Origin of the sequence: Neisseria animalis (assembly GCF_900636515.1) — a bacterium.
Lineage (GTDB): Bacteria > Pseudomonadota > Gammaproteobacteria > Burkholderiales > Neisseriaceae > Neisseria > Neisseria animalis.
Genome location: NZ_LR134287.1, coordinates 1929333 through 1944402 on the forward strand (window position 1 = coordinate 1929333; position 15070 = coordinate 1944402).

Genomic DNA, 15070 nt, shown 5'->3' on the forward strand with positions numbered 1-15070 from the left:
ACCGCTTTAAAAGCTCCAAAGCAAAAGCCCTGTCAAACTGACAGGGCTTTCTTAACGGAAAGACGGCAACGCGGCAGGTGTTGGAGCACCCACCGCGCCGGCCGAGCAGAGTAAGCCTGCATTGACCTAAGCCGCCACCTCGCGAGGCAGGGCGGATTGTATCACTAACCAATGTGGGAGACACCAAAAAATGCAATTCCGTTGCAAAAACTGTAACAAACTGTTGGCCGTCGGCAGCGGCGACTTCGAAATCAAATGCCCGCGCTGCAAGGAAACCAACAGCTGCCGCTCTTTAACAACCGGGAATGCCGTCGAGCATCGTGACCCGAAAGGAAACCATGAATGCCCGACCATCCGAACTCCAAACCGGTAAACCCGCCGTCGGCAGCCTCTTTGCCGGCATCGGCGGCTTCGACCTCGGCTTCGAGCAAGCCGGATTTCAGACAGCATGGCAGGTCGAAATCGACCCCGTCTGCCGCGCCGTACTCGCCGACCGCTTCCCCCATGCCCGACAGCACGAAGACGTGCGCACCTGCCTGCAGGAGCTTGCTGCCGTCGATGTTGTCGTCGGCGGCTTCCCCTGCCAAGACGTTTCACAAATGGGCAAACGGCGCGGCCTTGCCGGAGAACGCACGGGTCTGTTCTTCGACGCGGTGCGTATCGTGCAAGCCCTTCAACCGCGCCGGTCTGCTCTTTTCAAACGATGGCCGCGACTTCCAAACAGTCCTTGAAACGCTTGCCGAATGCGGGTATGTGGGATACTGGCGCGTGCTGGACAGCCGTTATTTCGGAGTCCCCACAAAACGCCGCAGAGTATTCGTGGTCGCAGGTCTTCGAGAGCTGCCCCCCGCAGAGCTGCTGGGTGATGCCGGACCAATGGAACGCCTATCTGGCCAGACGGAAGCGGGCAGTCCGTGGGCGGACGCTCATCCTACGCTGCTTGCAGGTTTCCGCGACGGGACAAGTATCGACCTCTCGGGCGGAAATGTCGTCGCTGTCGCCGACAGCAGGGATAAGATGGCTGAGCGGGCGCGAGAGGCTGAGGATTATGGGCTTCGACGGGGACTGGATGCGGCCGGCGCTGCGGAAGCTCGGGCTGCCGGAAACGCCGTCTGTCCGCAAGTCGCCCACTGGATTGCCGAAAAACTCATCAAAACATTCTGATTGAATCCTATCGAACGCCTCGAGCGTCTTCCTCTCTCTATATATTAAGATAAGGAAGATACGATATGCGTACCGACACACCCCTGCCGATTATCCCGTGGATGGGCGGCAAACGCCGTCTGGCAAAACGCCTGCTGCCCATGTTTCCCGAACATACCTGCTATGTAGAACCCTTCTGCGGCGGCGCAGCCTTATTCTTTCTGCGCCCCGAACCCGCCAAAGCCGAAGTGCTCAACGACATCAACGGCCAGCTTATCAACCTCTACCGCGTGGTGCAGCACCATTTCGACGAGTTCGTGCGCCAATTCGAGTGGACACTGACCGGTCGCGAAGTATTCGCCCGTCTCCAATCCACACCGCCCGAAGCGATGACCGACATCCAACGCGCCGCACGCTTCTTCTACCTGCAACACAACGCTTTCGGCGGCAAAACCGCCGGCCAACATTTCGGTACCGCCACCACCGCCCGCGCATGGAACGCCGCCGACATCGCAGGCCGTCTGAAAGCCGCACAGCAACGCTTGGGCGGCGTCATCATCGAAAACGAAGCGTGGGACAAATGCTTCAAACGCTACGACCGCGAACACACCTTCTTCTACCTCGACCCGCCGTACTGGCAGACTGCAGGCTACGACCGCGCCTTCGATTGGCCGCAATACGAACTGCTGGCCAAAATGATGGCCGGGAGCAAAGGCAAAGCCATGCTCTCCATCAACGACCATCCCGACATCAGAGAACTGTTCAAAGACTTCCGTACCGAAAGACTGGAGTTGGCCTACAGCGTTTCCCGTGACAAAACGCCCAAAACCAGCGGCGAACTGGTCATCTGCAACTGGTAGGCCGTCTGCAACAGACAAAACAAAAGCGACGCCGCCGTCGCTTTTGTTGTCTCGATTCTATATTCTCCGCCCCTTATCAATGACACGCCGCCACAACAACAACCAACCCGTGCAAATAAGGCGTACCCGCAGGCAACCCCGTTTCCCGAGCCAGTTCCTTGCCGAACGACCAGTCCAGCCATCTGTCCACCGCCGCAGCCACCGCAGCACGCCCATCCAAACCGTTTAATAAACCACCCACCACATCATCCGCAAAATGCCGCCCGTGGCGCGTATCCAAAAACAAAGCCGCATCTTCGAGAGATTCGCCGGTTGCCGCCGCAATCCCAAGTACCGCAGCATTCCACAACTCCTGCGGCTCGTCATGGTGCAGGGCGACCGTACCGAAAAAACCATAATCTTCATTTTGGGTTTGCGGGATATTCATATCATGCTCCTTATTTAAGTCAGACACATGATGCCGTACATCCTCCCCAAAGCCGAGCAACCCGATTGCTTTGTTCCGGCATAAATAAAAATTCCTGCCTTTGTCCGGCAGGAATTGCAACTTTATTGCACATAGTCAACAAAATCAAAAACGATTTATCTCAAAAAATACGGAGATTTTTCGCGCGCGGCTTCACAATGCCGCCGTCAAACAAAACTACCTGAACCTGCTCAACCAACCGGCGGCAGATGAATGCGGTGGCAGATATTGCGCTGTTAGGCGAACAAGAAATTTGCAGACGGCCTTTCATCGGCAAAAGCCGTCTGTAAAATCCCAAAGCCAAGCAAAAAGCCGTCTGTAAATGGTTAAGACAACTGTTTACAGACGGCTTTTACCGTTAGAGCTGTTTAACCGCATGATACGACGTTGCTGCGGCTTTGCTTGATATTGCGTTAACTCAATATATCTTTATTCAAACAAATCAAATAATTATAGTCTTTTAAAAAGAAAATGATACTGCGTTGCTTTGCCTTGTCGTACTATCTGTACTGTCTGCGGCTTCGCTGCCTTGTCTCATTCTCATTTTATTCGACTATAAATAAATATATAGTTAATTAAAATAAAAATAGGACATTAATGCAGCAGTAAAATTATCTGAACCGGGCAAAACCGAACGCATATATTTTTTAATATTTGCCCATGTTTTCTCTATCGGATTCAATTCGGGAGAATAAGGTGCAAGCGGTAGAATTTCATGTCCGCAACGATGTGCCATCTCTTGCAAAATACTTATTCTGTGAAATCTTGCATTATCTAAAATAATCAATGATTTTGGTGTCAAATCAGGTAACAGCATGGTTTCAAACCATGCTTCAAAAAAAGTACTGGTCATGGTGTTTTGATAAACCATGGGTGCAATCAGTTTTTGCCCGATTTGTGCAGCAACCAATGACAACCGTTGATATTTCTTCCCACTTATCTTGGTTTTAACCATTTGCCCTTTGGGGTTGCGGGCGTAGGGGCGAAAGAAATAGGTATCGAATCCTGTTTCGTCCAAATAAACCGGTTGATAATCCGAAAATTGAGCTAATCGGGCTAAATAATGCGCTACTTTCGAAGGGTCTTGTTCTCTGTAAGTGGTGGTCTTTTTTTACGTGTGATACCCAGCTTTTTGAGTGCATAAAAAACAGCTTGGGCTGTGCAGTTAAACACTTGGGCGATTTCATGTAAATGGGCATCAGGATTCTGACCGACATATTGTTTGAGTTTTCCTGTATCCAGCTTGGCAGCATTTTGTCCTTTCACTTGATGTTTCAGGCTGCCTGTTTGCTTTTCCAGTTGTATCCAAAGATAGAGTGTATTTCTTGATATGCCGTAGGTCTTGGCTGTTTGGCTGGCGTTATTACACTGCTTGTAATGGTTCAATGCTTTTTCCCGCAAATCTATTGAATATGCCATTTTTTACTCAAAATAAATCAAAATTGTACTGTTTTATTTTTAAATTACTATAAATTCAAAAAACGGCAGCCTCTGCAAACCTGCCGCCGTCAGGCCGACACTCACCAAACAAACTCCTATTTGCTTTCGGGCGTACATTCCTGCACCAGCAAATTATCGACAATCTGTTCGCCTTCCGCGCTGTCAAACTGCTCGTGGCGCACCAGAAAACCGTTTGCCTCGCGGTAATAATCTTGGCCGAACTCTTTACCGATGGTCCATGTTTCATTGCCGTTGCTGAACGCGGTCAAATCCTCATTGCTCAACTCGGGGCTGTACGGCGCGGTAAACGTAGTACCTTGAAATTTAACTTGCGCTGCTACCCCCGCGCTGCTCTGATAATAGCGCACCTCGATTTTACCTTCTTCACAGCGGTAACTCTGCCACTTCGCCTGATTCAATTCAGACAAAGTCTGTTCCGCAGTCTTCTGTTCCGCCGCAGAGGCAGCAATATCCGAAGCAGCCTCCGACTTCGGCATTTCAACAACCGATTCTGAAGCTGCCGTCTGCACTTCGGTATCCGGCAAAGCAGACGACGCTGCAACTTTCTGCCCGTCATCACCCGCACTACACGCCGCCAACAAGACCACAACAGCCAAAGAAATCATCTGCTTCATGAGCCATTCCACCATGTATCAATCTCAATGCAAGCGAGTGTAACACGAAGCCGCCGCAGTTTACACCTGCCGTATGCCCCTATGCCGTCTGCAAAATGCCGTTTTGCAGACGGCATAATTGACCGCTACCGCGCTTACCCTTATATTCCATACTCAAGCAGACTATTTTTCCGTCAAACCGTAATCTCTTGCTATAATGACCCGAAAAACCGACCGTTTGCCCACCGCGCAAACCGCAGGAAAAGATAACATACACGGCTGAACCGCCCTACCGTATCAGCCCCGCCATACTGATAAAGAATCTGCCATGAGCCACACCCCGTTATTGGATTTAATCGATACGCCGCCACAGTTGCGCGCGCTGGATAAAGCACAGCTGCCGCAGCTGGCCGCCGAATTGCGGAGCTTTCTGTTGGAGTCCGTCGGCAAAACCGGCGGGCATTTCGCCAGCAACCTCGGCGCCGTCGAATTAACCGTTGCCCTGCATTATGTGTACGACACGCCGAACGACAAACTGGTGTGGGATGTCGGCCACCAGAGCTATCCGCACAAAATCCTGACCGGCCGAAAAAACCAGATGCACACCATGCGCCAATACGGCGGCTTGGCGGGTTTCCCCAAGCGCAGCGAGTCGGCATACGACGCATTCGGCGTGGGGCATTCCTCCACTTCCATCGGTGCGGCTCTGGGCATGGCGGTTGCCGACAAACTGGCCTGCAAGTCCAACCGCAGCGTCGCCATCATCGGCGACGGCGCGATGACTGCCGGACAAGCCTTTGAAGCACTCAACTGTGCGGGCGATATGGATGTGGATTTGCTGGTTATCCTCAACGACAATGAAATGTCGATTTCCCCCAATGTCGGCGCGCTGCCGAAATATCTGGCCAGCAACGTCGTGCGCGATATGCACGGCCTGCTCTCCACCATCAAGGCGCAATCCAGCAAAGTTTTGGACAAACTGCCCGGTGCGATGGAAATCGCCCAAAAAGTCGAACACAAAATCAAATCGCTGGCCAGCGAAGCCGATCATGTCAAACAATCGCTGTCGCTGTTTGAAAACTTCGGTTTCGACTACACCGGCCCCGTGGACGGCCACGATGTCGTGCAACTCGTCGGCGTATTGAAAGAATTGCGCGGCAAAAAAGGCCCGCAGCTTCTGCACGTCATCACCAAAAAAGGCAACGGCTACAAACTGGCGGAAAACGACCCGGTCAAATACCACGCCGTGGCCAACCTGCCCAAAGACGGCATGCCGTCTGAAAACAAACCTGCCGCCGTGGTAAAGCCCACTTATACGCAGGTTTTCGGCCAATGGCTGTGCGATCAGGCAGCGGCAGATTCCCGCCTTATCGCCATTACCCCCGCTATGCGCGAGGGCAGCGGCTTGGTGGCGTTCGAGCAGCAGTTTCCCGACCGTTATTTCGATGTCGGCATCGCCGAACAACACGCCGTCACGTTTGCGGGCGGCTTGGCCTGCGAAGGCGCAAAACCGGTGGTGGCGATTTATTCCACCTTCCTGCAACGCGCTTACGACCAACTGGTGCATGACGTTGCCCTGCAAAACCTGCCGGTCATGTTTGCCGTCGACCGCGCCGGCATCGTCGGTGCCGACGGTCCGACACATGCAGGTTTGTACGATTTGAGCTTTTTGCGCTGCATACCCAATATGGTGATTGCCGCACCCAGCGACGAAAACGAATGCCGTCTGCTGCTTTCCACCTGCTACCGTCTCGACACGCCGAGCGTGGTGCGCTATCCGCGCGGTTCGGGTTGCGGCGCAACGGTTTCAGACGGCCTCGATACGGTAGCCGTCGGCAAAGGCATCATCAAACGCCGTGGCAGCCGGACCGCCGTCATCGCCTTCGGCAGCATGGTTCAGCCCGCCCTGCAGGCCGCCGCCGCACTGGATGCCACCGTTGCCGACATGCGCTTTGTGAAGCCGCTGGACGAAGAGCTGATTCTCGAATTGGCGCAGTCGCACGACTATATCGTTACCGCCGAAGAAAACGCCGAACAAGGCGGCGCGGGCAGCGCGGTATTGGAAGTATTGGCGAAACACGGCATCTGCAAGCCGGTGCTGCTGCTTGGCGTAGCCGATGTCGTTACCGAACACGGTGCCGCCGACAAGCTCTTGGACGACTTGGGCTTGAGCGCAGCAGCCATGCGGCAGCGCATCAGCACTTGGCAGCAATCGCTGTAATACCCTCGCCGCCATCTCTGAAACACAACAAAAGGCCGTCTGCAAAACGCATGAAATCAATGCCGTGAGCATTCATGCTGTTTTGCAGACGGCCTGATGCCTTTGTCAAAACAGGAAACAAACCCAAACTGACGGTAGGGCAGTTTTTACCCCCGCCCGAAAATTGAATACCTTGAAAAAGCTACCACTTCAAAAAAACCAAGCAAGCAGGCGGGTATCAAACCCGCCCCTACCAACCCTTGTCATGAATGGTGCAAAGGTCTCTGCCTTGAAGCAATTTATAGTCGAATAAAATAAGAATGAGACAAGGCAGCGAAGCCGCAGACAGTACACATAGTACGGCAAGGCAAGGCAAAGCAACGCTGTATCATTCTTATTTTAAATGACTATATTTTCCGTCAAACATCAATCAACGGCTGATACCGATAAAACTTTCCCCGCCGTTTTTCCGTTCGCGCCATTGTTTCCGCAGCGAACCGTCGGAGCGACCGTCTGTCGGTACATCTTGCTCAAACTGCCACAATACATTCGCTCCCCCGCCTATCGGGTACGAGCCGCGCAAACCAACATGACTGCCGAAATCCGCCACGCCGTTTTGCGAAGCACTTTTCCCGTCAAAACGGATTTGTGCCGCTTCCACACCCGCAGCCACCTTACCGTACCACTGCACGTCCGACCAAGCCGGTGCCGCCGCAAAAACCAGCAAAGGCAGAAAAATCATCTTCATCGTTTGGTTCCTGAAAAAAATAAGTGTGATAGTATAGTCGAATAAAATAAGAATGAGACAAGGCAGCGAAGCCGCAGACAGTACACATAGTACGGCAAGGCAAAGCAACGCCGTATCATTCTTATTTTAAATGACTATATAATCAGAATGCCCGTAAACAAATCATAATTCAGGCAAATACCGGTATCAACAAGGAGAGCAGATGAAAACCTTACGCGCCGCCGCCATACAAATGGTTTCCGGCATCAATCCCGAAGTCAATATCCGCACCATGCAACGCTTGGTACGCGAAGCCGCCGCCCAAGGTGCCGATTGGGTATTGCTGCCGGAATACTGGCCGATAATGGGGCGGCAGGACACCGACAAACTCGCCATAGCCGAAACCCTCGGCAACGGCCGTCTGCAAAACGCATTAAGCGAAACCGCACGGGAATGCCGCGTTACCCTGTTTGGCGGCACGATTCCGCTGCAAAGCCCCGACCCCGGCAAAGTCATGAACACCCTGCCTGTTTACAACCGCAACGGCGAGCTGATTCACCATTACCACAAAATGCACCTATTCGGCTTTTCCGGCTTGAGCGAACGCTATTCCGAAGCCGACACCATCAGCGCCGGAACCAGCGTTCCCGATTGCCGCGCCGATGACATTAAAACCGCACTCGGCACCTGCTACGATTTGCGCTTCCCCGAATTTTTCCGTGCCCAACAGCCGTTTGACATTCTGCTGCTGCCGGCCGCATTCACCTACACCACCGGCAAAGCCCATTGGGAACTGCTACTGCGCGCGCGCGCGGTAGAAAACCAATGCTATATTGTTGCCGCAGGGCAAGGCGGCATACACGAAAGCGGCCGCCGAACATTCGGCCACAGCATGATTATCGACCCTTGGGGCGATGTACTTGCTGTTCTCCCCGAAGGAGAAGGCGTGATTACCGCCGAACTCGATGCCACCCGCCTGCAAAGCGTCCGCACCCGCCTGCCCGCGCTGCAACACCGTATTTTGTGATCAAAACGCCAAAGGCCGTCTGCAAAAACAATCCCGAAAGCAAGATTTTGCAGACGGCCTTTTCTTGCGCGGTCAAACTGTCTGCGCCCACAAATCCCAAGCAAATTTGCCGATAATCAGACAGAGCAGCGCCATAAAGCCGTAGCGCAGAAACACCGTACCGCCGCGTATCGCCAACCTTGCCCCGATGATGCCGCCGCACAGATTGGCCAGCGCCAACGGAACTGCCCACGCCCAGACAACATGGCCGTTTGGCACGAAAAATGTCAGCGCGGCAAAATTGGTGGTAAGGTTGATGACTTTGCCCGAAGCGTTGGCCGTCAGAAAATCGTAGCCGTAAAAACGTACGAATACAAAGGCCAACAGGCTGCCTGTGCCGGGGCCGAAAATGCCGTCATAAAATCCGATAAGTCCGCCGAAAAACAAACCCCATAAAGTTTCCTTACGGGTTAATGCGCGGGTGCGGACGGTTTGCCCCAAATCCTTTTTCCAAAAAGTGTAGGCAAACATGGCCAGCATAATCAGCAGCATTACCGGCTTCATGTATTCCGTCGGGAAATACGCAACGGATTTTGCGCCTAAATACGAAGCAGCAAAAGCCAGCAATGCGGCAGGCAGCAACATTTTCCACGGCACGGGTATTTTGCGGACATACTGCCATGTTGCCGTTGCCGTACCGGAAAACGACGCGACTTTACCGACACCCAATACGGTCGGCACCGGCGTATGGTGCGGCAGGATATTGAACAGGCCGGGAATCTGCAACAATCCGCCACCGCCGACTGCCGCGTCCATTAGTCCGGCCAGAAAGCCGATGAGTACCAGAAAATAAAGTGTCGTTTCCATTGCTTGCCCGCGCTGCCGCCAAATGGCAAACAGTTTAACAAAGCCGTCTGCAACCGTCTATTTGCAGACGGCCTTTTGAGTAAGATTAAGAGCAGTCGGCACTTATCCGCCCAAAACACGGGCAGTTCCAATCTGATTACCGCTGCCATGTGAATAACCGCCGAACAGCAAACCGCAGGTAATGCCCGTCAAGGCGCGAAAATGCCCTACCAAACCAAATGGGAACGGCCATATCCGTGCAAAGGCCGTCTGTATTTTTGCAGACGGCCTTTTGAGCAAGATTAAGAGCAGTCGGTACTTATCCGCCCAAAACACGGGCAGCTCCAACCTGATAACTGCTGCCATGTGAATAACCGCCGAACAGCAAACCGCAGGTAATGCCCGTCAAGGCGCGGAAATGCCCTGTCAAACCGAATGGAAGCGGCCATATCTGTGCAAAGGCCGTCTGTATTTTGCAGACGGCCTTTGTTTGTATCGCCATGATTATTGCGTTTTGGTTTCCGTAACAAAACCGATTTTGCTGATTCCGGCTTCCCGTGCCGCGCCAAGGGCTTTGTTGACATAATCATATGCTACCGATTTGTCGGCGGCGATGGCAACGATAAGGTCTTCATTGGCGGCTTTGGCTTCTTTCAAGCGTCCGGCAATGTCTTCCGCGCTGAGTTTGACGCCGGATTCCGCGCCAATATAATACGCGCCTTCGGCATCAATGGTCAGACGCAGCGGTTCTTTGGGCTGCTGCTCTTTTTTCGCCGCCTGTTCGGAAGCGGTCGGCAACTCCAGCGGAATCGAGTGCGTCAATACCGGCATGGTAATCATAAATACAATCAACAACACCAGCATCACGTCAACCAGCGGCGTAACGTTGATGTCGGACATGGGTGCGTCATCATCGTGATTCATCGAACCGAATGCCATGACTTAATCCTTTTGGTTCAACAGGCGGACGTGCAAATCGTGGGCGAATGCGTCCAAGTCCTGTTTGATGGTTTTATTGCTGCGGTTGAGGAAGTTGTAGGCCAGCACGGCGGGGATGGCGACAAACAAACCGGCTGCGGTGGCAACCAAGGCTTCGCCAATCGGGCCTGCTACGGCGGCAATACTCATTTGTCCGCTTTGGCTGATATTGATTAAGGCATGGTAAATCCCCCAAACCGTACCAAACAGCCCGATAAACGGCGCGGTCGCACCAATCGAGGCTAAGGAAGTCATGCCGCCGTCAAACTGCCGCATACTCCGGCTCATGCTGCTGCGGATTTGCGACACCAGATATTCGTTGAGCGGCAGGGCTTCCGCCAGCGTTTTGGCTTCAGTGTTCCGATAATTGCGGTAGGCGGCGATGGCATCGGCGGTCAACGTGCCGATTGGGGCGGTCATGCCCTGCACTTTCTTGGCCGCTTCTTCCAGCGACGCCGATTCCATGACTGCCTGCTTGGCGGCAGTATTGCCCTGCTTGGCCTGATACAGCTTGATGATACGCAGGATAACCACGCTCCACGTTACCACGCTCATCAACACCATCACCAAAAATACGCCGATAAGAACGTAATCGCCTGATTCAAATACTAAAGCTAAATTCATGTTGTTTTCCGAAAATCATCTGTTGGATTGAAATATTGGGTCGGTATACCTGTTTGCAGACGGCATATCAGTTCAAACTGAAATTGACCGGTATGGTGTAAAGCGTCCATGCTGCGGCATTGAAACCGCCTTTCTTCGCGGCATTGCGTGCGGCTCTGTCCAAGCTCGACGAACCGCTGCTTTTTACCACTTTTACGCTGTTCACCTTACCGCCCGGGGCAACCAGCACTTCCAAGACAACCCTACCCTCTTCGCCGTTTTCCAATGCCGACGGCGGATAAGGCGGTCTCGGGATACTGCCGCCGGATTTTATCGGGTTGCTTTTACTGCTTCCTACACTGCCGCCGCTGCCGCCGTTTCCTGCCCCGTGTTCGCCTTTTTTGCCGCCGCTGCCGCCGCCCGAACCTTCTCCTCTGCCGCTGCCTTCGCCTTTGATACCGCTGCCGCTGCCTTTATGTTCGTTTGCGCCGCCTCCTGCTCCGCCTGCATTGTCCGACTTGGCGGCCGGTTTGCCTTCTGCTTTAGCCGATACGGGTTTGCCTTCGGGTTTGGCCACTGCAGGTTTTTCCGCTTTCGGCGCAGGCTCTGCTTGGGGCTTGGGCTCGGGCGTATTGTGCTGTTTGGTTTCGGTTGGAACTTTTTCAGCCGGTTTCGGTTTGGCCGCCGGTTTTGGAGCGGGTTTTGGCTGCTGTATGTCGGCATCCGCTTTTTTACTGATTACCGGCTTGATAACCGGCTTTTCCGGTGCGGCTGCTTTGGGCTTGGGCTGCTCCGCTTTGGTTTTGGGCTTAGGCTTAGGCTGCTCGGAACGCAGTGCTACTTTCTCCGCAACGGGCATACCGGCACCTTCCGCCGCGCCGTTGCCGCCGCCGAAATCGCCCAATTCAATAAATTCGATGTGCTCTATCACCTCCTGCCGGAGCGGGACGGCACGCCACAGCAATGCCAGCAGTCCGATGTGCAAAAGTGCCACCACTGCCACAACGGTAGGATTGATTATTTGTTCATGTTTCATCATCGCAATATATTAATAGTAATTATTTACGTTTGCAATCTATTTCTGCGGCAGCGCGGTTTTTCATTTCCATACCATCGAGAAACCGTCTTTTTCTGCCAAACAGTCTCTGCGGCGCTCGGCAATCCTGTTGGGCATCAAGCAAACCACCGATATGCCGTCTGCATTTTTAATGCAACACACTTTGACCGCCGCGTTCAGGTGTTGCCCGCTGTACAAACGCCTGCCAACCGCCTGCGGTTTGCCGATGATTCATGAAAAAAGGCCGTCTGAAACTGATTTTCAAACGACCTTTCAAAGGCTTTAATCCGGCACATTCGGCCACGCATATCACTGATACGGTTTGCCGCTCAAGCGTTTTGCCGCAAACCGCTCATTTTGCAGACGGCCTTACACTGTTCAGGCGCTTTCTACCATGATGTCGATTTTGGGAAAATACAACAAATCGCAAGTCGGTTTGTTCAACAAATCCTGCAAGGTAAAACCGTCCAGATAATTGAAAAATGCTTTGACCGCACCGCTTAAAATACCGGTTAAACGGCAGGAAGGCGTAATCAGGCATTCGTTGTTTTCGCTCATGCATTCGACAAGCTGCATCGGCTCCAGATGGCGGACAACCGCGCCGATGTTGATTTTCTCGGGCGGCATGGCAAGTTTCAAACCGCCGCCCTTACCGCGTATGCTGGTCAGAAAACCGCCTTTTACCAAGGCAGTAACCACTTTCATCAGGTGGCTTTTGGAAATACCGTAAGTATCGGCGATGGTGGCAATGTTGACCAAAGAATCGTCGTTGACGGCAGTGTAAATCAATACGCGCAAACCATAATCGGTATGTTGGGTCAGGTACATTTTTTGCCCTATTCTGATTTATAGTCGAATAAAATAAGAATGAGACAAGGCAGCGAAGCCGCAGACAGTACACATAGTACGGCAAGGCAAAGCAACGCTGTATCATTCTTATTTTAAATGACTATATTTTATTCTTCTGTCCGGCAGGAATACAGTCGGATTGCCGTTTTGAAGCAGAAAACGGCATGGATATTTGACTTTCTGCTGCACTAAGTTTCATAATATATGAAACTTATTATTTAAGCTAGTATCCGATGTGAATTTATTTGTATTATCCGCATCTTTTTATATCATATCCCCATCTGCCGCCGCCGAATTATTAAGATGATAACCTTATTTCCTAGCCGGCAGACTGCTTTGATGATTCCGAGGATCCGCCATGAAACCGCTCAAACGTCATTCCGCCCTGATTGAATTATCGCGCGAACACCATCATTCGCTGGCTCTGTGCCTGCGGATTCTGCGTGCGCCGTCCGAAAGCCATCAGGCGGAAATCGAGCCGCATGCTGCCGAGCTGGCGGTGCATTTCCAAGAAGAGGAGCAGCAGTTTGCGCCGTATTGGGCTCATATCGATCCTGCCTTGCGCGAGCGGTTTGAAAACGATCATGCCAAACTGCGCGGCATGATGGCCGAGCCGCGCTATACCGATGAAGCGTGGAATACTGATTTTGCCACCACTTTGCGCGAACACGCCCGCTTTGAAGAGCGCGAGCTGTTCCCCGCCGTCGAGCCGTATCTGCCCGAAGCGTCTGCATAGCGGCAAGGCCGTCTGCTTTTTTGCAGGGTGCAGACGGCCTTATCGCCAAAACTGCCCGATTTGCCTGCCCGCATCGACTTGCCGAGATTCAGCATTATCGTTGAAGCACGCAACATCAGGCAAAACGGCAAAACCGCAGGCGGTACAGATTCATACGACAAGGTATGGCAACGCCGCATCATTCTGTATTACATGACTATTTTTAAGGATTTCACTCATGACTTCCCTCCTCAAGCACCCTGTTTGGGCAATGGCTTTCCGACCGTTTTACTCGCTTGCCGCACTATACGGCGCATTGTCGGTGCTGTTGTGGGGCTTCGGCTACCGCGGCACGCCCGAATTGCCCAATTTTTTCTGGCACGCCCATGAAATGATTTGGGGTTATGCGGGTTTGGTCGTTGTCGCATTCCTGCTGACCGCCGTCGCCACTTGGACGGGGCAGCCGCCCACACGCGGCAAAGCATTAATCGGCTTAACGGTATTTTGGCTGCTGGCGCGTATCTGCGTATTTATTCCCGGCTGGGGGGCGGCAGCCGGCGGCGTGTTCGGCACAATATTTTTCTGGTATGCCGCCGTGTGCATGGCCTTACCCGTTTTCCGCACCCAAAACAAGCGCAATTATGTTGCCGTATTCGCCATTTTCGTTTTGGGCGGAACGCATTTGATGTTCCACCGCCAACTTGCCCAGTTTGACGCACAATCCATGCTGGAAGGCTTGCAGGCCGGTTTGATGATGGTTGCCGGCTTTATCGGCTTGGTCGGTATGCGGATTATTTCGTTTTTTACCGCCAAACGCCTGAACGTGCCGCAAATCGCCAGCCCGCAATGGGTGGGACACGCTTCGCTGTGGCTGCCGATGATTGCCGCCATGCTGATGGCGCACCAAATCCTGCTGCCGCTGGCCGCGCTGGCCGCCTTTGCCGCCGGCATCATCAGCATGGTGCAGGTGTACCGATGGTGGTATCCGGCCGTATTGAAAGAGCCGATGTTGTGGATATTGTTTGCCGGCTACTTCTTTACCGGACTGGGTTTGAGTGCGACAGGGCTGGCATACTGGTTTCCCTCCTACCTCAGCTTGGGCATACACCTGATTGGTGTGGGCGGTATCGGCGTACTCACGCTCGGCATGATGGCGCGCACCGCATTGGGGCATACCGGCAATGCCATCTACCCTCCGCCCAAATCCGTACCCGTGGCATTTTGGCTGATGATTGCCGCCACGCTGGTACGCGCTTTCGCCGCCTTTGCAAGCGGCACGGCATACACCCACAGTATCCGGACTTCCGCCGTATTATTTGCTGCTGCCCTGCTGGTTTACGCATGGCGTTATATCCCGTGGCTGCTGCGCCCGCGTGCAGACGGCAAACCGGGTTGACCATAATTTGAAACGATAAAAGGCCGTCTGCAAAAAGCATGGAAACCATGATTTCCATATCGCTTTTTGCAGACGGCCTTTCGGTATCTTTTTTATCGATATTGCCTACGAAACCGGAACAAGCGCGTTATAGTCATTTAAAATAAGAATGATACAGCGTTGCTTTGCCT

At 53.0% G+C, this 15070-nt stretch carries 16 protein-coding genes and 1 pseudogene; 7 read left to right on the forward strand and 10 right to left on the reverse strand.

The features are described from left to right. Nucleotides 1–190 precede the first annotated feature (190 nt). The 3 genes and pseudogenes from EL111_RS08945 to EL111_RS08955 all read left to right on the forward strand — a co-directional run bounded on the left by EL111_RS08945 (nt 191) and on the right by EL111_RS08955 (nt 2003). Entirely contained in the window at nt 191–373 is a 183-nt protein-coding gene (locus EL111_RS08945) for a Com family DNA-binding transcriptional regulator (RefSeq protein ID WP_123795608.1), read from the forward strand. After that, nucleotides 339–1164 (forward strand): annotated as a pseudogene (locus EL111_RS08950) (DNA cytosine methyltransferase). Before EL111_RS08945 ends, EL111_RS08950 begins: the two are co-directional and overlap by 35 nt. A 65-nt stretch (nt 1165–1229) precedes the next feature. After that, nucleotides 1230–2003: a DNA adenine methylase gene (locus tag EL111_RS08955; RefSeq protein WP_197717755.1), complete on the forward strand. Its 774-nt coding sequence runs from the start codon at nt 1230–1232 to the stop codon at nt 2001–2003. A gap of 76 nt (nt 2004–2079) precedes the next feature. On the opposite strand, the gene EL111_RS08960 is transcribed toward EL111_RS08955, so the two are convergent. The 3 genes from EL111_RS08960 to EL111_RS08970 form a co-directional block, all read right to left on the reverse strand. Continuing rightward, a complete protein-coding gene (locus tag EL111_RS08960) occupies nt 2080–2430 on the reverse strand; it encodes a hypothetical protein (RefSeq protein WP_123795609.1) in 351 nt (116 codons plus the stop codon). Nucleotides 2431–3040: 610 nt separating this feature from the next. After that, nucleotides 3041–3888 (reverse strand): IS630 family transposase gene (locus tag EL111_RS08965; protein WP_126325855.1). Its coding sequence is split into 2 segments (ribosomal slippage): nt 3041–3573 and nt 3573–3888, totalling 849 coding nucleotides; the frame shifts between segments, so codons are not numbered across the junction. Between the two features lie 116 nt (nt 3889–4004). Continuing rightward, on the reverse strand, nt 4005–4544 hold the full coding sequence (locus tag EL111_RS08970) for an ACP-like domain-containing protein (protein ID WP_123794963.1): 540 nt from the start codon (nt 4542–4544) through the stop codon (nt 4005–4007). A 307-nt stretch (nt 4545–4851) separates the two neighbouring features. On the opposite strand from EL111_RS08970, the gene dxs reads away from it, so the two are divergent. Beyond that, the gene (gene dxs, locus EL111_RS08975; protein WP_123794964.1) at nt 4852–6744 is read left to right on the forward strand and encodes a 1-deoxy-D-xylulose-5-phosphate synthase; all 1893 of its coding nucleotides are present in this window, start codon (nt 4852–4854) and stop codon (nt 6742–6744) included. A 409-nt stretch (nt 6745–7153) separates the two neighbouring features. Here dxs and EL111_RS08980 read toward each other — a convergent pair whose 3' ends face one another. Next, nucleotides 7154–7471, reverse strand: coding sequence for a porin (locus EL111_RS08980; protein ID WP_123794965.1), 318 nt, complete (start codon nt 7469–7471; stop codon nt 7154–7156). Nucleotides 7472–7673: 202 nt separating this feature from the next. On the opposite strand from EL111_RS08980, the gene EL111_RS08985 reads away from it, so the two are divergent. Beyond that, nucleotides 7674–8477, forward strand: coding sequence for a carbon-nitrogen hydrolase family protein (locus EL111_RS08985; protein ID WP_126325856.1), 804 nt, complete (start codon nt 7674–7676; stop codon nt 8475–8477). Between the two features lie 72 nt (nt 8478–8549). Here EL111_RS08985 and EL111_RS08990 read toward each other — a convergent pair whose 3' ends face one another. From EL111_RS08990 to EL111_RS09015, 6 genes are all read right to left on the reverse strand, one after another. Continuing rightward, the gene (locus tag EL111_RS08990) at nt 8550–9323 is read right to left on the reverse strand and encodes a sulfite exporter TauE/SafE family protein (RefSeq protein ID WP_123794966.1); all 774 of its coding nucleotides are present in this window, start codon (nt 9321–9323) and stop codon (nt 8550–8552) included. Between the two features lie 102 nt (nt 9324–9425). Further along, the gene (locus EL111_RS08995) at nt 9426–9668 is read right to left on the reverse strand and encodes a hypothetical protein (RefSeq protein ID WP_123794967.1); all 243 of its coding nucleotides are present in this window, start codon (nt 9666–9668) and stop codon (nt 9426–9428) included. Between the two features lie 138 nt (nt 9669–9806). Further along, nucleotides 9807–10241 carry an ExbD/TolR family protein gene (locus tag EL111_RS09000; RefSeq protein ID WP_123794968.1) on the reverse strand — a complete coding sequence of 145 codons (435 nt, stop codon included), beginning with the start codon at nt 10239–10241 and terminating at the stop codon, nt 9807–9809. Nucleotides 10242–10244: 3 nt separating this feature from the next. Further along, nucleotides 10245–10904: a MotA/TolQ/ExbB proton channel family protein gene (locus tag EL111_RS09005; protein WP_123794969.1), complete on the reverse strand. Its 660-nt coding sequence runs from the start codon at nt 10902–10904 to the stop codon at nt 10245–10247. 67 nt (nt 10905–10971) lie between these two features. Further along, on the reverse strand, nt 10972–11919 hold the full coding sequence (locus EL111_RS09010) for an energy transducer TonB (RefSeq protein ID WP_123795147.1): 948 nt from the start codon (nt 11917–11919) through the stop codon (nt 10972–10974). A gap of 399 nt (nt 11920–12318) precedes the next feature. Beyond that, entirely contained in the window at nt 12319–12768 is a 450-nt protein-coding gene (locus tag EL111_RS09015; RefSeq protein ID WP_123794970.1) for an Rrf2 family transcriptional regulator, read from the reverse strand. Between the two features lie 379 nt (nt 12769–13147). On the opposite strand from EL111_RS09015, the gene EL111_RS09020 reads away from it, so the two are divergent. Both EL111_RS09020 and EL111_RS09025 read left to right on the forward strand, forming a co-directional pair. Further along, nucleotides 13148–13525 (forward strand): hemerythrin domain-containing protein, encoded by a 378-nt coding sequence (locus tag EL111_RS09020; protein ID WP_123794971.1) that lies wholly within the window; start codon nt 13148–13150, stop codon nt 13523–13525. 217 nt (nt 13526–13742) lie between these two features. Further along, on the forward strand, nt 13743–14900 hold the full coding sequence (locus EL111_RS09025; RefSeq protein WP_123794972.1) for an NnrS family protein: 1158 nt from the start codon (nt 13743–13745) through the stop codon (nt 14898–14900). Nucleotides 14901–15070 lie beyond the last annotated feature (170 nt).